This is a genomic window from Flavobacterium sp. NG2 (genome assembly GCF_034119845.1).
GTDB lineage: Bacteria > Bacteroidota > Bacteroidia > Flavobacteriales > Flavobacteriaceae > Flavobacterium.
In genome coordinates this window covers 1,883,628-1,901,463 of the sequence record NZ_CP139420.1, presented here as the reverse complement: position 1 = coordinate 1,901,463, position 17,836 = coordinate 1,883,628, and the positions used below count along the sequence as shown (strand labels likewise).

Genomic DNA, 17,836 nt, shown 5'->3' with positions numbered 1-17,836 from the left:
TATTTAATTACGTTATAATAATCTATTTATGGATTGAAATGTAAGTGATTACATTAAATTTAAAACGAATAATTCATTTTAGCTATTGTAAAAAAAAACAAGGCTACTTTATTTCTGTCAATCCTTTTTTTAATTCCTCCAGTATTTCAACAGCATATTTTAAGTCCCAGTCTTTATCCCTAATCCATTGTTTTGCGATTGCTGATTTCTCGACATTTACAACATTCTCATTTATGGTTTTTAGGATTCTATCGTTTATTGCTTTGGAAACATTTAAAAACTTACTGGCTTTTCGTCCTAATACTCTTGCTGAAATTTTAAGTTGGTCTAGTTTATCATCATTTGGAAAAATATCAAAATGGTGTTCTACTATTTCATCAAAATTTAAGTCAAAATAATGTTCTATAATTCTTAAAATATCATACAAATCATTACCACGATCTTCGGGTCTATCGCTCCAAGCAATTAGTTTTAAAACAACCATTCCAGGTAATGATGGAATTTGCAAAGATTTTTCTTCTATCTTAATTGTTTCCGGCTCTTGTAATACTTCCGTAAGTCCTAATACGTGTAAATAGGTGTTACGCTGATTGAAATTTACTGTGAATTTTTCTTCAATTTCGCCAAATGGCATTAAGTCAATAACGGTATTAAATTTGGGATGGTAAAGTGTCCAAGGTGCTTGCACTTTGTTAAATCCAAAGTTAACAAGTTCTTCCACAATTGATTCGAACTCCTGAATAGAAGAAATCATTATTGCAAAATCGATATCTTTTGTACCTCTACTGGGTTTGATTCCGTCTCTTAAAAGGTTTAAAGCTACTGCACTTGCCCCGATTAAATAATAGGGTACATTTAGTTTGATCATTACTTCATCAATACAATCGAAAACTTCTTTGAAGTATGGTATCGCTAGTTCTTTATAGGTTTGGTTGGATATGTTCATTGAAAATTAATTTTGCAGTTTCTTTACACCTTTTATCATCTGTAATCATTAAATCAGTGTATACTAATTCGTTTGGGGCTGTATTCGTATTGTATTCATTATTCCAAAACATATCATAGACTGTTATTTCCCCCTCATCATCAGGCAATAACTTGTAGTTTAGTATTAGTTCTTTTGTGGTCTCTTTTGTATAAATAGTAAATTTTTCTGGACGTAAATGGTTTGTAAGTATATCTCCAGCAGGCTCGCCACCCCAAACTGTTTTGTCTGTGTTTAATGGTATTGTTCTCCAGTCTTTATCTTTATTTTGATATCTAAATCGTTGTTTGAAAAGAGTAGGTTTCAACGTTTGTTCGAACTCTGTAATCCACTTGTTTAATAGTTCTTCATAATTATTGATTACATATTCATTTTTGTTTAGCCTAACAATCAAATTAGTTTCCAATAATCCATTTATAATTAATGGAATGTTACCCAAAGCCACATTAGTAACTTCTGCAATTTCTCGTTGTGTTTGATTGATTAATTTAGGGTTTAATAGAAATTGAAAAATTACTTTTAATCCCGTCTTCGTAAATGCTCTATTTCCTTTTTCTTTTTGAGTTTTAGCCACTTCATTCGTATCAATATATAGAAACAAATCATCTGTATTAATATAAACATTCCCATTGCCCTCCAGATAATTTACTCGATTTTCACGAAGTTCTTTTTTTACTTTAGGGTATAATTTTTCTGCTACCAATAAAAAATTAGTGAATTTATTTTTATAATTGAGAATATTAAATAACTGATGGTTCTTAACATCTTTCTTTATCTCAACAAATAGTGTCACTTTTTGATTGTTTACAATAATAGCTAATTCTCCATCAATCTCTTTTTGCTCTTTATAATCAAGAGTTTTCCAGTCCCAATTTATTGGAATATTTTTCTCTAAATTATGTATCGCATTATTTAAAATATCTATTTCATTCATTCTAAAAACTCTTTATGTTCATTATTTTTTTGCGTTCATTATTCGTGAACGAATAAAAATTATGAACAAATATATTGATTTTATATGAATAACGAAGATAAACCTCAAATTATGAGGTTTATCTTGTGTCAAAAGGTAAAGATTATATGTGCAAAAAAAACTGTAGTAATCTTTTTATGAACGTATTTAAAAAATAGATGGAGTATTGAGAAATAGACTTTTGTTTAAATTAACCTTTGGCAATAAAACAGTTTTTTTGCCAAAGGTTAATATTTAACTTAATAAATACATTAAGGTTTGGTATAATTTAAAATATCAAAAGTTAGCTTCGAAAAAGGTCTTTTATAATAATATTGATGGTTGAAATTAGTTCCATAAAGTGTTGTCCTCAATTGGCTTAATGAGGAACTATTACTAAGGGGTAATTGTTGACTAATAGCCTTAATATATGTCAATGGATACATTCTTTGTTTATTGAGAATATCTTTTATAATTTCTTTATGGGTTCTATATCTATCTAATAAACCTATTGTTGAAATAGAATTTTTGAATTCATCTTTATATTTAGTTTTAATTAGAACTAGATTTAATTCTAATTTACTAGTATCTGTAATAAAACCAGCTCCTGTAGGGTTTAGAAGAAAAAAATAAGAATCATTAACGTTAATATTTTGATGGGGATTAAAAAAATCTATATTTTGATCTGATTTAATAAAATTACAGACTTTACAGCAAGGAACTAAATTAAAGAATGAAATGGCTAAAAAAGGATAATCCGTTTTGGAGTAAATATGATCCCAATCAAATGTTCTTCTAACAGGATTGACACCAGCTTTATACCTGAATGAATATGTAAAATTTTCATTGCAATATGGACAAGCGAAGATGTCTAAGTTATCGGCTAAATACGAAGATGAATATTTAATACCAAGTTTTTTATTTTCGTAGATTCCATTAATAAAATAATTATACAGGGTTTCGAGGTCAAAATCTTTGTTGATTAGTTCTCGGTCAGCTAAAGGCAGTGCATCGAAATAAGTTTTAATTTTATATAATTTTTCAGGACTAGCTTTTAACAAATCCTCAAAATCACTTATAAATCCGTTAAAATAGTTTTTTATCAAACTATCTATATTTTTAGTACTATATTTTTTAGCAATTGTATTACAATAGTCCAAAATAGATTCTGAATGTGTTTCTAAAAAAGATTTATAATTTGAGTAATGTACACTAATCATTTTTGTTGGTAGATTTATTGGTTTTAATGAGTTCGTAATATTCATCAAAATTTTTCATTTTTTTGAAATCAATCATTTTTTGAATTTCATCTCTAATTAAAGATTCGCCTATTAGTTTATTGAAATTTTCAACTTCAAGAATATCTTTAAACTCTGATTCTTCATCATTTAACCACTTTATAGCTTGATTAATTTTGTGGAAAGCAAACTCGCTAATAAATTCCTTAACATAGAATCCATCATTGAAAAGTTCAAAAATATTGCCTCCCATAGTTGGTAAGTGATTTTCCGACTTAGATACTTTACAATTTCCTTTTCCATCTTTTGTCAAAAATATTAGGTTGTGTTTTGGAATATCAGAAACTATAAAAGGAGAATGCGAGGTAATAATGATTTGGATTTTTTTCTCATATTTTTTTCCATAAAGTTGGAAAAATTGAAATAAGGTATTTATATATTTTCTCTGCCATTCAGGATGTAAATACAATTCTCCTTCATCAATACTAATTAGTATATTATCTTTTTGGGAGTGATTGAATGCTTCGTGAAACTCTGATAATTGATATAGAATGGCTTCTTCTCCTGAACTAAAAGGAGTAATACGGTAATCTATTAAAGCTTCAAATTTGAAATCTGTTATTTGAAGTATTTCTTTTAGAAATTCCCATAAATGCTTGTTTATTGAGAGTTCATAATTTCCATTACCAAAGAATTCTTTTGACTCATTTATTTCGATATTTTCGAGTAGAATATCAAGGTTTTTTAATAAAACATTAATTTTATCAATCTCATAATTTTGTTTTTCACTATTGTGAGAAATTAAAAATTCAAATATTGAGTTAAAAATATTACCATCTAAAGAAACAGATTTAACAAAAGTTGAAATATTCTCTAGATACCCAAATTCACCACTTCTTTTAAAAAAATCATTATAGAAAGCAAAAAAGAAGTAATGAAATTTTATTCCATTTTTTAATTTCTCTTTAGGATTTGTGATTTGATTATATGATTTAAAACAATGCTCAGATATTTCTTTTAATCTTTTAAAATCGTATTCAGAATTTTCTAAAACTTTAATTGTCTGAGAAAAAATATTTTCATTAAACCATATTGTTATTCTATCGGGGAAATTTATTTCACCTAAAATTGAAAAATTATTTTCTTTGTAATCAGAAAGAAAACGTACCATTCTTTCTAACCTATTATTTTGATATATAGATTGTAAATTGAAGCTTTCTTCTAAAAGTAAAAATTTAGGATTGTCTTCTTTCTTTTTATTATATTGTTTTAAATATTCAGATACATTTTCTGGAGAGAGAGATTGTCTTAACTGATAATCAACAGAACGGTTTAAATGATTATCTAAACCTAAATAATTCACATTTTGATTAGATGTTAAGTTTGAATAGAAGATTAAATCAATTTCTTTGAATGGATTTATATTTTTTTTGATTGTTAACTTTTGTTTTTTTTCTGTTTCTTTTGAAAAATCACCTTTTTCAGGAAGTAAAATAGTAATAGCTTGGTTCATTCCAAAACCTCCGAAAGTACTACTTCTATAATCAAATATTTCAAATGACTTTTTTTCTTCGTTTTCAATGATAATGACAACATTTTTTTCAAGAGGCTTTTCAGCTGAAATTACATTTATCAATTTTAATAAAGAGCTCTTTCCTGATCCATTTATGCCTATTATTCCAGATATATTTTTGATTTCAGAATTATCAAATAAGTCATAATAGTCTGGTGTATTGACTGAATTTACTCTCAGTATTCTTTCCTCTTTATTAAAATTGAAATCATAAGTATTTTTACCTCCAAAGTTAAAACCTTGATTCTTAATTCGCATAAAATCTTCAACCCAAATTGCTACTAGTTTCATTTTGTTATAAGTGTTGTTTTTTTATTCTAAATTTAGTGTTTAGTTTGTTCCAATATAGGTTAGTTTATTATAATCTTTATCAGAATTCAATAAAATCTTTGGTATATCAATATAGAAATCATTATTGAAACCCAATTTTAAATTTAAAGCGTATTTATTAGGTGGTATAAAATCATCCATACTTTCAGAATATAATTCTATTTGAAACTTGGAAAATTCTCCTTGCGGAATTACTATTTCATCTATTAGAGATGTATTGATTGTTTTATTGTTTCCAGGTAATTTAATTTTATAAGTTATGATTGGTCTCAATATATACGGTAATGGAGTATATGGTCCATTAAGACCAACAGGCAAATGCTTATTTGTAATAACAATATTAGTTAGTAAAACCGGTTTGTCAGAATTATTTATTAAACTGAAATTAAAAATGGGAAATAAGGATTTAAGGTTAACTGCTTTAAAAGCATTAGGGATATTCTCGTATGATTCCCAACTACAATTTTCACTATCAATTGTTGTTGAAATAAATTGAATAATAGAATTTAGGTTAGTTTTATTTTGCTTTACTTTCAAAACTTCATCAATAAGAATGTCCTTTTTAGTTATTTTAGAATGACAGGTTGGGCAAAGCAAAAGTAAATTTTCAGTTTTATGATTATTTGGATTTTCATCAATATGATGTATTTCGAAATGTCCAACATCAGTTCCACTACAAAAAGGACATTTAGAGTTTATTTCTTGTTGAAGAATTGCCCTGACTTTATTGAGTTGCGGAATTGAGGTTCTTGTTTTTTTACACATATTTAATTACTTTGTTATTAATCCCATTCACTAACGAATTCACTTTTTCTTTCGCTTTCAATACTCATTTTAGAATACATAATATTTCGATTAATGATTTCTATAAATTCATAGTAGTTTATGTTATTTTGTTCTATAAGAAAATCTCTCACTTTTTCAAATTGAGATAATTCAAATTGCATATTTGGCAATCTACTACCCATTGTTATTCCAGCAGAAGTATAAAAATCAAGTCTTTTGAAAAGTTCTGCATCACAATTTTTATCTAAAATCAATTTCAGAAAGTCTAACATTTTATCTCGGTAAATACTAGTGATAATATTGAATATTAATTCAATCATCTTTTTATTTTCAGTATTCAGCAATTGATTATGTAAAAAATCAATTTCTTTTTGGCTATCCCCTCTAAATGCACTAGAAAGTTCTGAAGCACGGTGGAGAAATATACTTTTAAAATTGACTAAATAATTAATCATATTTTTAAAAACAATTTCATAATTGTCCAAATCCCAAAGTTTCTTGAAATCATTTTCTTCAAAATCTCTTCTAGACAAATAGTCTTTATCGTCAAAATTATATTTCAATAAATCAATTATAAAATTAGGGTTTTGTGATAAAATCATCTTTAATACTTTCAAATCATAATCAAAATGCCTTCCTGCATTATCTAAATACAAATAAATCTTTTCAATTTTTTTTAAGTTTCTTATGAAAGATGATTGATAGTGGTCATTGACTATTTCGAAAAAATCACCAGACATAAACAGATTATCATTTAATTCAGTTTTTAGAATTATTATATCGAGTAACTTCTCAATTTCAATTTCAATATTCAATTCTAAATCAGAAACCCTTTTTATAAGATGATCTATAAACCAAATATTTTTGAAATCATCTTTTTGTATTATATCCACAATTGAATTATAGTGCTCTATTTCTAAATATTCTTTTGGAATTCTTATAAAGAGTTCCATTAAATTAATATCACTATGTCTACTGTTTTTAAATACTAATTTTAATTTTTCAACCTTATCTTTATCAAAATTTATATTTGATATTATTACTCTAAAATATAGATTTTTTGAATATTCATACTGAAACACATTTTCCAATACTTTAATAAACAGATTAAAATCTTTCTTAGCGAGATTTTTAAATATGTCCGAAACTGGACTAGTTATTGTCTCAAAACAAGAATAATTTCCACTCTTATTTTCGAAAATTATATTCACGGACTGCATTAAATCTATATAATCATCAAAAGTATAATCTGAAAAATTATTAATTATCTTTTCATTTCTTTCAAATTTTTCTTCGTCTAGTAATAACCATAATTTAAATTCTTTTGAGCTAATAAGATTTTTCACCTCTTTATTTACCTTAATTTTTAAATAACCAAGTTTCCTTATATAATTATGTACAATTGAAGATTCTCTGAATTCTCCATTATTAAATTTTTTTTCAAAAAAAGGAAGTATCAGTTTTTTATCAAAATTTATTATTCTTTTCTCATTTTGATGTAGGTGTGAATACCGATGCTTATCAAAGAAATCATATACACTATTTTTTAATTCTGTATTTTTATAACAGTCAAAAATGAATTCAAAAAGTTTAGTTCTAAAATTCTTTTGTTCTTCAGTTAGTACAATGTATTCTTGATTAAAATAGAATTGTCTTCCGTTTCCACCATAATGACACTCATAGCTATCAATTAAATATTTATTCGCTATAAATAGAATGATTTTAGAATAAAAAAGACTATTTTCATTAACCTTAGAATATAAAAAATCAAAAAGTTTTATTTGAATTTTATAACCATATTCATAGCTAAATCTTTTATATGTAAATGATTGTGTAAAAACTTTTAGGACTTTAGTAAAAAGCAGTTGACTTGATAATCCGTACTTTAATAATAATGTTAAAGCCACTTCAAACTTATCCGGAAGGTCTTGAAAATTTACTAAAAGATTGATTATTTTATCATCATATGATTCAATAGAATTGTCCTTGTAAATTTCAAACTCAAGAGTATCTATTTCAAAAGCCGTTTCTGAACTTATGATTTTGTTTATAAATACTATTGTTTCCGTTTCTAAATAAAACCAAAAGCTTTCTAAAAATTTTATTGATTTATCGCGGTCTTCTTGAATAGCATTCCATTTTTGATTCACATCATACAATATCAAATCTTTTATTTCGTGAAAACCATAATTGCTAATTATTGGATTTAAAAGAGACATCAATGAAATTTTACGGTCGTCAAAATGTAAATTCAATAGTTGTTTAAATGGAATATGTTGTTCTTTTATAAAAATTAAATAGAAAATATATTCTCCAAGAATTTGGTCAGCAATTTTATACGTGTTTTTGTATTCGTCAGCAATTTCATTTTTTACTAGTAGGCTTAATTTTTCTACCAATTCATTTTTGCTGATATCAAAATGCTTTGAAATTTCATCAATTACTCCTGAATTTGAAATATCGATAGATCTAAAAAGTGTTAGTATCCCGGCAGTCTTTAATAGAATTAAATCATCTTTTATGCTGTTATTAGCCGAAGAAAAATACTCTTCTAATATTAATGATGCTTTAGTAAGTTTTTCGATTTCTTTATTTAAGCCAGCAATAGCCCCCATAAGAGCAATTCTTGGATTACCTTTTGAAATTGAATGTATTCTATCAGTATAATAATCATTAATATTAAATTCAGGGGATTGCAAGATTTTTGCTAATTCTGATTTCTCAAAATTTACCAATTCAATTAAACCGTTTTCCTTGAGTTGATATTCAATTTCTTGTTTCAAATAATTTCTAACAGTCATTATAATTTTAATGTCCCCAGAATTGAATTCATTTTTAAAATTTATAATTGATGTTAAATTACTTTTGAGTTTATTAGCATCATCAACAACAATTATATATTTATTGTTTTTTGTAATTTGTATTTTTAAATCATCCCAGATTAGTTGATTATTGTTTCTAATGTATTTTACAATATATTCTGGATTACTTTTCAAATAATTAGTAACTAACTCTATTGAAAATCTGGTTTTACCGACACCTGCTTGGCCAGTAATTAGTAAAAAATCATACTGCTTTAATAGTTCTATACTTTTCTCTAATTCCGTTTCTCTATTGAAAAAAGCATTTGATAATGGTGTAGCAAATTTTGATTTTTCATACTGAATTACAAATTCATTCATTTCTAAAATTTGACCTGTATCGATAGGTAATCCTAATTCTTTGGACAAGGAAGGGAAATCTCTGAAAATAATAGTTGCAAAAGCATCCAAACCAATTACTTCTAGTTTGGTATATCTATTTATTGAGTTTTTGTGATCATTCAGTTCTTCTTGAATTTTCGTTGTAATTTCTTGATTACAGATTAAAATAATTCTAATTATTTTGTCTGAAGAAATATCACTTTGATTAAAACAATGTTCAATATCTTTTTTTAATTTCGGAACTAATTGGTTTTTATCAATGGTTGTAATTTCACTAAATATATAAGAATCATTATCCGAAATAAAATTATCGGGAGTTCCTTTCTTTGACTTTTCTTTTCCGACTACTAATCCAGTTGGATTTACAATTGGATACCTATAACTTAGGTATAATCTACAAATATTGGCAAATTTATCTGGATTGCAACTTAATAGTGCTTGTTCTATACTAGTTATCATTATAATGATTTAGATTACAAAAATAACTATTAATATCTATTTTCTTTTATCATTTATATCTCTTTCAAAAGCTATCAAATTAATCATTTCTCTCAATCGACTTCTAACTCGATTTCCATAAACATTCTCAATTTCACTTGCAGAAAGATTTGTCGTTATATGCGTTTGAATTTTTTTACTTGTGAAAATATCATACCGACTTAATAGAATTTCTGCCATTACATTACATTCATTTCCGTAGTATTTTAGGTTGTTTTCAGTTCCTAGATCATCAAAGCATATTGTTTTAGGTTCTGATTCGTATAGTTTTCCTTTGCTGTATTTGTGAATGATTTGGTAACCGTCCTGGATAAATTCAAAGCTGATATCCCGGCACGGTTTTACATAAAATTTATAGTCAGTAGAAGTGAGGTGTTTCATTAAATTCATTAGTGATGTTTTTCCACAACCAACTGGACCAGAAAGTAAAATTCCTTTGTTGAGGTTTAGGTTGTATTGAAAACAAGTCGCTTCGTCTTTGAGGAAATAAGCAATGAGTTTGTAAATTATGGGATAATCGCTTTCAAGGATTTTGAAATGATTTCCGTATAATTCGATGCCTTTTTTTTCGAGCCAAAGGATTATAACGGGATAGTTGTAATGGTTTTTTATTTCTGTTTCCATAATTTTAAAAAAATTAACCGCAAAGGGTATAAATGTTGAACGCAAGGTTCGCAAAGTGAGATTGCTTCGTGCCTCGCAATGACAGTACTGGATTAAAGGGGTTCGGAATAATCTTTGTCTGTACCTGTGTTGAGGTGTTTTGCTCGATGTATCGGTGTTGTATCGGCGTTGTGTTTGAAATTTATGCTATTTAACATCCAGTTTTTTGCTGATGCCTGCCAATCGACCATCGGGGTTTTGCCACCCACTAACCAACCGTTGCTGGAGAAGTAATTGAAGAATTTATTGGCTTCAAGTTCCGGGAAGTTTTGTTGGAGGAAATAGGATTTGACTTCCTCCAAAATAGGATTTGACTTTTGATTTGGATGCACTTCGACAAGCTCAGTGTGACAACTTTCCTCTTTTTCTTTTTTGACGGAACTTTTTTCTTTTTTGTACGTACTCCCATTTTTTAAATCTTCATCTTTATTTTCAAAATTTTGAGGTTGCTCGTCCAAGTTTAAAACGTTTGAAATGTTTGTTTTGTTTATATAGTTTATAGAAGGTACTAGCGCTTGTTCAGTGCTTGTTTCATTACTAGTTTGATGCTTGTTCAGAACCTGTCCTGCATTTGATGATTTTTTTTTGGTATTGCTTACTCTTTTTTGAACAGGTTTTAAGTCTTCTGAAAAATTAAAAAGTATGACCATACTACCCTTGAATGGGTTGAATGATGGTTCGTATTTGATGTATCCTTTTTCGTTTAGTTCCCGCATACATTTATGATAAGTTGCTTTAGAACAAATTTTACTGATGCGCATTACTTCATCACGAGTTATGCTGATTGGATTTTGAAAACGGTTGACATTCCAAAATTGAAAAAGTGAGATATACAAACTGATGTGTGTTGGATTTAATGAGCGGTCTTGAACAATTCGGTCGAAGAATCCTGTTAGATGTTTTATGTAATTCATTTTTTTTTTAGTGATTAGTTTTGAGTGAATAGTAATTAGTACCTAGTCGTTAGTATTTAGAATGTGCAAATTTTTAGTTACTTATGGGGTGAATGTGTTTTGCTTTGTAACTATTGAGTAGTTTACTGCTGTGTTTACTATTGTGATTTATCGCACGAGCCATTTTGGATTAAATAAAGTAACTGAAGCATCGACTTTGTTAGCTTCTAGCAGCTTGTCTAAATCTGCAGTGGAGTAATATAGAATGCCGCCAATTTTGGTGTACGATATGGTTCCATTGATGCGGAGGTTTTGCAAAGTACCTGGTGAAATGTTTAATAGTTTGCGTACTTCATTGGATTTGAGCCATTGTTTGGTTTGCTCTGGTTGGGATTGCAGGATTTCTTTTAAATCGTTTAGTAAAAGACTTCTGAATTCTTCTAAATCTTCTCGAGTAATAACTTCGATTGCCATAATAATGAGTTTTAATGTTCATGGCAAATAGAATTAATTATTGTTTAGTAAAACAGTTGTGGGGGTTGTACAACCCCCTACAAATAGCAGTAAAACAAAGCAATTAAACAAAAAAAGTTTTTTAATACTGGACTAATTAATTGTATTTATATTGTTTTATGACTAGATTTGCTTTGTAAATAAATACAGAGGGTTTTCCCTCTTACGACATATTAGCGAAAGTTATTTCGAGCCACAGAAAACCGCCAAAAAATTCTATGCAAGCTCTACAAATAAACTGTCGCCTACGCAATGCGTGGGCTCGGTTTATCGGAGCTGTGGGTGCTTGGCGGTACCTCTGTGGCTGGTGATCGATGTCCCACGCAGCTTGTTTATAACAACTCCAGTTGGGACGTGATTTTAAATTTTATACTTTAAAATTATGAATGCAAAGCAGGAGGTTATATCGCCAGAACTTCAAGAATTTATGAACACACAAAGAATCCCAAGTGTGGCCGCTCTATTAGTTATTGATGATGAGCGCTTACTTGGGATGGAAGGTTTTGGATATCGGTTGCTAAAAGAGGTTCTACAACTTCGTAAAATTCAATAATTCGATTATTTTTTCTCTTACAGCATTCTTTGTGGTCAATTCTACATTGTAGTATTTTGAATTCAAACTATCAACTGAGATTGAATTGGTCATTTTGGTTTTGAAATGGTCCGCAATAAATCTAAAAATAGCTCTTTGCGTGGGTGGTTGAATGATTCCCACTTGAATTAATAAACCAAAAAAATAGCTTAATTGTGGTACCGATAAGTCTGTGTGGAATTTGGTTTTCATTTCAACGCTTATTGGATGCTCAGTAGAGTAAGATTGTAATACCCTTTGCTGATTCAAGTACTGAATTTCTTCTTCTAACCAACCCGCAATTTGTTTTTTAGCAGATGGTAGGTTCGGATTCCATTTGTTGTTTGTATATAACTGTTTTTGATTGGTGTTTTTAAGATATCTATACAAGATTTTAAATTTCTCAATGTCATCTTCATGTTTGTTTAGTTCTTTATTAATTTCGTCCGTGTAAAAGTCAAAAAACTCTAATGAATTGAAATTAAATTCTAGCATAATATCTTTTAACCACTTTTTAGTTTTCTGCTTATTACTAATTTGGTTGTATAAGATGGGAAGAATATCAGAAGCAAACAGAAGCTCGTTATAAGTGATTTTTTGTTGAAAATCTACTTTTATAATTTTTGAAAAACACTCTAATAGAATTATAATTGCTTTTTGGTCGGCACTTCTATTAAAACCTAATTGGAGGGCGTTGTATATAGGGGCCAGATGTACCTTTGTGTTTAGGATGGTTTTAATTGAAGCTTGACTATTTTTATCCAGGTATTTGAAATATTCCTTTTCTAAAAAGCGTATTGCTTTTTCAACATAATAGTAGATGATTTTAAGGCCATTTTGGTCTGAATAAGTTGTAGAATATGAGAATACATCATTTGCGTTTTTGGGTTTGATTATCTTAATCAATTTTGCCACTAAATTACTTAATGCTAGTTGCTTTTTAAGAATGTAGGTTTCTATTTGTTCTTTTGAGTTTAATTCAGAAATGGTTTCTTTTATTTTCTTTTGGATTGTTTCTGTCTCTATTTTTAAGAGTTGATTGTAATAGAGAAAATTGAGTTCGTCTTTTTCAATTTCTTCCAAATTTATGTCGACTAGAATGAAGAGCTTCGTTGAATTTCCAGCCACTGACCAGATCAACTTTTTGTTTAGATGTTCTATATTGAGTTCTTGTTCGATTTGAGGTAGTAGTTTTTCTAAATCCGTAACGATATTATTCTTGTAATCTTTTAGAAGTGGAGCTCGAGGATGCCAATTATGAACTGGATCTTCTATTCTATATTTGATAGAGGTATTGGCGTTGTTGAAATCAACAGTATAAATGTTAAAGCTGTCAATATGATTGCTAGTAACAAATTCAATAATTTGAGATGTGGGACTGTTTTTTGAATTTAGTATTTCGCTAATTAGCGTATCATAAATTTCTAGTAGGTAATTGAACTTCATAAACGGAATAACTATATTCTTTTAGTATTGATGATTTTTTAAAGCTTGCTTTAAGAAAGTAACAATTGAATAGTTCTAAATGGGATTCGTTTCAGAGATGAAGTACAAAATCAAAGATGATTTCTAGGTGCTGAAATTTAGAAGTCCTAAAATAGTAAATCAATTGTACTTAAAAGTTATTGATCATTGTATATTTTGGACAACTGTAATTTATCGATAGGGAAACTTTAAGGCATAATTACCTAGTTGTTTCCCTAAATGATAAATCCGTGGTATTAAGTTGAATAAATTTGTTTTTCCTTTTTCACAAAAGGTGTAAGAAACGGGGCTATGTTATTAGATAATCATTTTAGTTTTTTTTAAAGGAAAGCTTAATAAGGTCATTAGCGCTAATTGACTCGTCTGCAAAATCAAATTTCCCATTTTGATTGATGCCCTTTATCGTTTCGATGAAAGTTGTCATTGCATTTCTGTACAATGATGCTCCTAGACTAATTCTTGTTACTCCACTATTTGACAAATTATCAAAGTTTAGATTGCTTCCTTTTATTCCCATCATTACATTTAATGGCTTGTCTATTTCATGGAGTATTGATTGAATGTCTTCTAACGTTTTAATTCCAGGTGCGAAGAGTACATCGGCTCCAGCATCTTGGTAGGCTTGTAGTCGTTTTATAGTATCTTTTATATCTGTTTTACCAATGAAATAGTTGTCTGCACGAGCGGTAAGAATAAAAGGAAAATCTAATTTTCGAGATGCTTCTACTGCAGCCGTAATTCTTTCAGTTGCGAATTCTAATGGATAGGCAATTTTAGAATTAACGTCTTCAATTGAGGCTCCAACGATTCCAGTTTTGGCAGCTTTCTTAATCGTTTCGAATATTTTTTCTGGAGTATCATAAAAACCATTGCCTAAATCAGCACTAACCGGTAAATCTGTTACAGCTGCAATTTCTTGTAAATGTTGTAGAACTTTATCAATTGGTAATTGGTTATCAGCTACTCCTTGCGAAAATGAATGAGCAGCACTAGAAGTCGCCAATGCTTTAAAACCAAAATGAGCTAAAATTTTAGTTGATGCAATATCCCAAGGGTTTGGTATTATAAAAGTAGATTTTTCATCGTGCAGTTTTTTAAATAGTACTGCTTTCTCGTATTGGCTTTTCATATATTAAAAAAAAATATTTTATAATTTTAATGATAAATCAAGATCTAATTTTATAAAATGAATTTCTCCAGTCATCATTGCAGGAACAATTAATTGATTGTTATCGATAATGAAATCAGCTGGACCAGCTATTGGTTGTGAGGTATTAATTGTAGCCACTCTTTTAGAACTATATATACCTATTCCTTGAATAATTCCCTTTTTTTCAAAAGCTACCCAGTTGCTTACATACAACACATCTTTACTTATGAATATTCCATCATAATAGCCTTCTAAATTTGGGATTTGTGTAAATGTCTTGTCTTTTAAATCAATGTACCCGACAACCCCATTTGGTTTATTGTCGCTTCCAAATCCATTTACATAAATTCGATTTGCTTTTTTGTAGCAAAACAATCCATTTATCCCAGAAATAGTGACATTAGTTTTAATTTCAGAATAGGTTTTGTCAATTAGATCTACTTTGTACAATTTGCTTTTATCCGTTGCTGAAATATATAAGGTGTTGTTGTCCCAAACCGCTATGTCATTTAGGAATGAGGTATCCTTGCTAAAATCTATTTCGTATAACTTAGTTCCAGTTTTTAAGTCGATTGCAAGAAGTCTATCAATATCATTTATGTATAAAATTCCTTTGTTTATTGCTAGTCCTTTTGGAGCATCTAGTTTTTCTTTTACAAAAAAGGCATCTAATATTTGTCCTTTTTTGTCTAGCTTAATGATATGACCATCTCCATCTTTTGCAGTTGGGTTTAATTCTTTACCAATATCGGCAGCGTAAATAAATTTGCCATCGGTAGCAACACTTTCTATGTGATTAAAACCAGTAATTGTTTTTATTTTTTGAGCGCTCGTATTTAGGACTATAAATAGGCATAATGCTATGTTTATTTTTTTTAGAGTTTTCATTTTATTAGGTTTTGATTAAACGAAATCATTCTCTTTTTCTCCAGTAATTAAATTTTGATACAATTCATAAGCACTTCTTTCAACCCAACATTCTGAAAGTCTATTGTCTTTTATCGTCCAGATAGCAATTCCAGTAAATGATATATGTCGGTTGTCGGGTTTAAGGCCGAAAAGACCATTATTTCTGCCTGAGGTATTCCATCTCGAAACAACTTTGTTTTTCTCTTCATTGTAGAAAAGATCTACACTTTCGTTTTTTGCATCAAGCAGTTGTTTTTGAAATTCACTTACCCAGTTTTTAAATTCGTTTCGTCCTTTTACCACTTTACCAGCTGTTGTGATACTATAATCTTCGGTCATTAATTCGTCAATGGCATCTAAATCGTGTGGAATATTCCAAACTCGGTTAAAGAACTCTAGAACTAATTTTTCAGGAATGGGTTGCAATGGATTATTAGATTTATTCATCATAAGTTCAGTTTTTATAATTTAATTTCTAGTAATGCTGCTTTAATATTTCTTTGTTGATAGGGAAGGTCGTTTGAATTTGGAGCTGTATAGTATTCAATAAATTGAAATCCAAAACTTTTGTAATATTCAATTAAATTGCTGTTATCTGCCCAAGTCTCCATACGTATATATTTCAGTTTTTTTTTAAGGGCAATTTCTATAGCCCAATTCAAAACTTTTTTAAATTGACTTTGACCTTTGAAATTAGGATTAACAATTATTCTGTGGATGTAAATAGCATCTCCTTGTTCTCTTTTTCGCCATATTATTGGATCCCTAAAACAAACACTAAAAATACATAGTGTATTATTTTCCTGTGTGATTTTGAATTGTAATTTATTCTTAACGTCTTGTACTATAAAGTCTTTGTCATAGTTATTCCAACCAACATATTTTTTCTTTTTTTGATAAGAAATAGCTTCTTCAAAAAGCCAATAGATAGTATTTAAATCGTCTATGTTTGCATTTTCTATTTGTTGTTTTATCTTCACTTGACGTCATTTTTTTATGATTTTATGATGGTGTTCAACGTGGTATATAGTAAAGTACAAAAGTTCTCTAATTGTAATTATGCCCAATGCAGGATGAGGACAATTGTAGCTTTCTAAATCATCTTCCTCCCATTTTTGGATGTTTAAAATTAAATTGGAGAGTAGTTCTTTTCCTTGTACAATTAATTCCGTAGTATTTAAATTTGAATCTGGTATGTAAGGAGCGGTTGATTTCACCCCTTTTTTTAGAGCCATTTCATAGACCTTAATTAACGACTTATAGGTCATTGATTTTCTATTTGATAATCCAAAATTGAGTTCTATTGTTTCTTTTGGAATATTCAAAAAGTTATTCACCTGGGAAAGCACTTTATTTAGATGTTCTGTATTTTGGTTTACTGACCATTTACCATCATGGGAACTTGAAGTATTGGATAAATGACTAGCAGTTTCCCAGAATGATAGATGCACGGAATTTAATTGGCTATTTATATCTTTTTTATTCATCTTTATTTGCTTTTTTTAAGTACTCTTCGGTAAAGTGCTCGTTGTGTTTTTCTTTAGAAAATTTTTCAGCATTATAATTATTTGAATTGCCTTTTGGAATAGATAGGGAAGTCCATTTTTCTTTACAAATCATTTTTCCAATAAATACTATTTGTCCCACGTGATAGGGGTAGTGTGCTAGTTGTCTGTTGATAGCTTCAGTAACCGAATGTCCTTGGTTTCGGATGTAAATAGTTTTGGATAAATCTTCTTCTTTCAAAGCATTTAACGCATCGAAAAGGCAATTCCATCCTTGATTCCATTTCTGAATAAGTTCTTCTTTGTTTTTAATATCATTCTCAAATTCAGCATCACGGTGTCTCCATTCTTTCTCGCCGTCAGAAGTCAAGAAATCTGTCCATCGGGAAAGCATATTTCCGCTGAGATGATTGACGATTATAGCAATGTTGTTGCTTTCCTCATTAAATTTCCAAAGTAAATTCTCATCTGGAATTTGGTCAAAGGTTTTATCACCTAACATTTTATAGTACTCAAATTGCTTTGTAGCACTTTCTAAATAATTAGTATCCATACTGTTTTATTTTTAGGTTGTTGTTTTTT

Annotated in this window: 17 protein-coding genes and 1 pseudogene; 1 reads left to right on the top strand and 17 read right to left on the bottom strand. The window is 28.8% G+C overall.

Annotated features, from left to right (window positions below; genetic code table 11):
* Positions 1–103: 103 nt before the first annotated feature.
* The 10 genes and pseudogenes from SLW70_RS08145 to SLW70_RS08105 form a co-directional block, all read right to left on the bottom strand.
* Positions 104–946 (bottom strand): nucleotidyl transferase AbiEii/AbiGii toxin family protein, encoded by an 843-nt coding sequence (locus SLW70_RS08145; RefSeq protein ID WP_320891615.1) that lies wholly within the window; start codon positions 944–946, stop codon positions 104–106.
* Positions 921–1,919 (bottom strand): type IV toxin-antitoxin system AbiEi family antitoxin, encoded by a 999-nt coding sequence (locus SLW70_RS08140; RefSeq protein WP_320891614.1) that lies wholly within the window; start codon positions 1,917–1,919, stop codon positions 921–923. Before SLW70_RS08140 ends, SLW70_RS08145 begins: the two co-directional genes overlap by 26 nt.
* A 290-nt stretch (positions 1,920–2,209) precedes the next feature.
* Entirely contained in the window at positions 2,210–3,157 is a 948-nt protein-coding gene (locus SLW70_RS08135) for a hypothetical protein (RefSeq protein ID WP_320891613.1), read from the bottom strand.
* A complete protein-coding gene (locus SLW70_RS08130; protein WP_320891612.1) occupies positions 3,150–5,039 on the bottom strand; it encodes an AAA family ATPase in 1,890 nt (629 codons plus the stop codon). Before SLW70_RS08130 ends, SLW70_RS08135 begins: the two co-directional genes overlap by 8 nt.
* 39 nt (positions 5,040–5,078) lie before the next feature.
* Positions 5,079–5,675, bottom strand: a complete 597-nt coding sequence (locus SLW70_RS08125; protein ID WP_320891611.1) for a hypothetical protein — start codon at positions 5,673–5,675, stop codon at positions 5,079–5,081.
* 24 nt (positions 5,676–5,699) lie between these two features.
* Positions 5,700–5,843 (bottom strand): annotated as a pseudogene (locus SLW70_RS16685) (hypothetical protein); the annotation flags it as partial.
* A 17-nt stretch (positions 5,844–5,860) separates the two neighbouring features.
* Positions 5,861–9,526, bottom strand: coding sequence for a hypothetical protein (locus SLW70_RS08120; protein WP_320891610.1), 3,666 nt, complete (start codon positions 9,524–9,526; stop codon positions 5,861–5,863).
* Between the two features lie 36 nt (positions 9,527–9,562).
* Positions 9,563–10,189, bottom strand: coding sequence for an AAA family ATPase (locus SLW70_RS08115; protein WP_320891609.1), 627 nt, complete (start codon positions 10,187–10,189; stop codon positions 9,563–9,565).
* A gap of 92 nt (positions 10,190–10,281) precedes the next feature.
* Positions 10,282–11,142 carry a transcriptional regulator gene (locus SLW70_RS08110; RefSeq protein ID WP_320891608.1) on the bottom strand — a complete coding sequence of 287 codons (861 nt, stop codon included), beginning with the start codon at positions 11,140–11,142 and terminating at the stop codon, positions 10,282–10,284.
* 147 nt (positions 11,143–11,289) lie between these two features.
* Complete coding sequence (locus tag SLW70_RS08105) at positions 11,290–11,595, bottom strand: helix-turn-helix domain-containing protein (RefSeq protein ID WP_320891607.1); 306 nt, start codon at positions 11,593–11,595, stop codon at positions 11,290–11,292.
* A gap of 421 nt (positions 11,596–12,016) precedes the next feature.
* Here SLW70_RS08105 and SLW70_RS08100 point away from each other — a divergent pair, with 421 nt between their 5' ends.
* Positions 12,017–12,187, top strand: a complete 171-nt coding sequence (locus SLW70_RS08100; protein WP_220762811.1) for a hypothetical protein — start codon at positions 12,017–12,019, stop codon at positions 12,185–12,187.
* Here the strand turns inward: SLW70_RS08100 and SLW70_RS08095 are convergent.
* The 7 genes from SLW70_RS08095 to SLW70_RS08065 all read right to left on the bottom strand — a co-directional run bounded on the left by SLW70_RS08095 (position 12,164) and on the right by SLW70_RS08065 (position 17,807).
* On the bottom strand, positions 12,164–13,651 hold the full coding sequence (locus SLW70_RS08095; protein ID WP_320891606.1) for a hypothetical protein: 1,488 nt from the start codon (positions 13,649–13,651) through the stop codon (positions 12,164–12,166). The two genes, SLW70_RS08100 and SLW70_RS08095, sit on opposite strands and share 24 nt — an antisense overlap.
* A 349-nt stretch (positions 13,652–14,000) precedes the next feature.
* Positions 14,001–14,819 (bottom strand): isocitrate lyase/phosphoenolpyruvate mutase family protein, encoded by an 819-nt coding sequence (locus SLW70_RS08090; protein WP_320891605.1) that lies wholly within the window; start codon positions 14,817–14,819, stop codon positions 14,001–14,003.
* An 18-nt stretch (positions 14,820–14,837) separates the two neighbouring features.
* Positions 14,838–15,728, bottom strand: a complete 891-nt coding sequence (locus SLW70_RS08085; RefSeq protein WP_320891604.1) for a hypothetical protein — start codon at positions 15,726–15,728, stop codon at positions 14,838–14,840.
* Positions 15,729–15,743: 15 nt separating this feature from the next.
* Positions 15,744–16,199 (bottom strand): ester cyclase, encoded by a 456-nt coding sequence (locus SLW70_RS08080; protein ID WP_320891603.1) that lies wholly within the window; start codon positions 16,197–16,199, stop codon positions 15,744–15,746.
* Positions 16,200–16,210: 11 nt separating this feature from the next.
* Positions 16,211–16,729, bottom strand: a complete 519-nt coding sequence (locus SLW70_RS08075; protein WP_320891602.1) for a GNAT family N-acetyltransferase — start codon at positions 16,727–16,729, stop codon at positions 16,211–16,213.
* Positions 16,730–16,735: 6 nt separating this feature from the next.
* Positions 16,736–17,200 carry a DinB family protein gene (locus SLW70_RS08070; RefSeq protein ID WP_320891601.1) on the bottom strand — a complete coding sequence of 155 codons (465 nt, stop codon included), beginning with the start codon at positions 17,198–17,200 and terminating at the stop codon, positions 16,736–16,738.
* A 28-nt stretch (positions 17,201–17,228) separates the two neighbouring features.
* Complete coding sequence (locus tag SLW70_RS08065; RefSeq protein ID WP_320891600.1) at positions 17,229–17,807, bottom strand: DUF1572 domain-containing protein; 579 nt, start codon at positions 17,805–17,807, stop codon at positions 17,229–17,231.
* Positions 17,808–17,836: the final 29 nt, after the last annotated feature.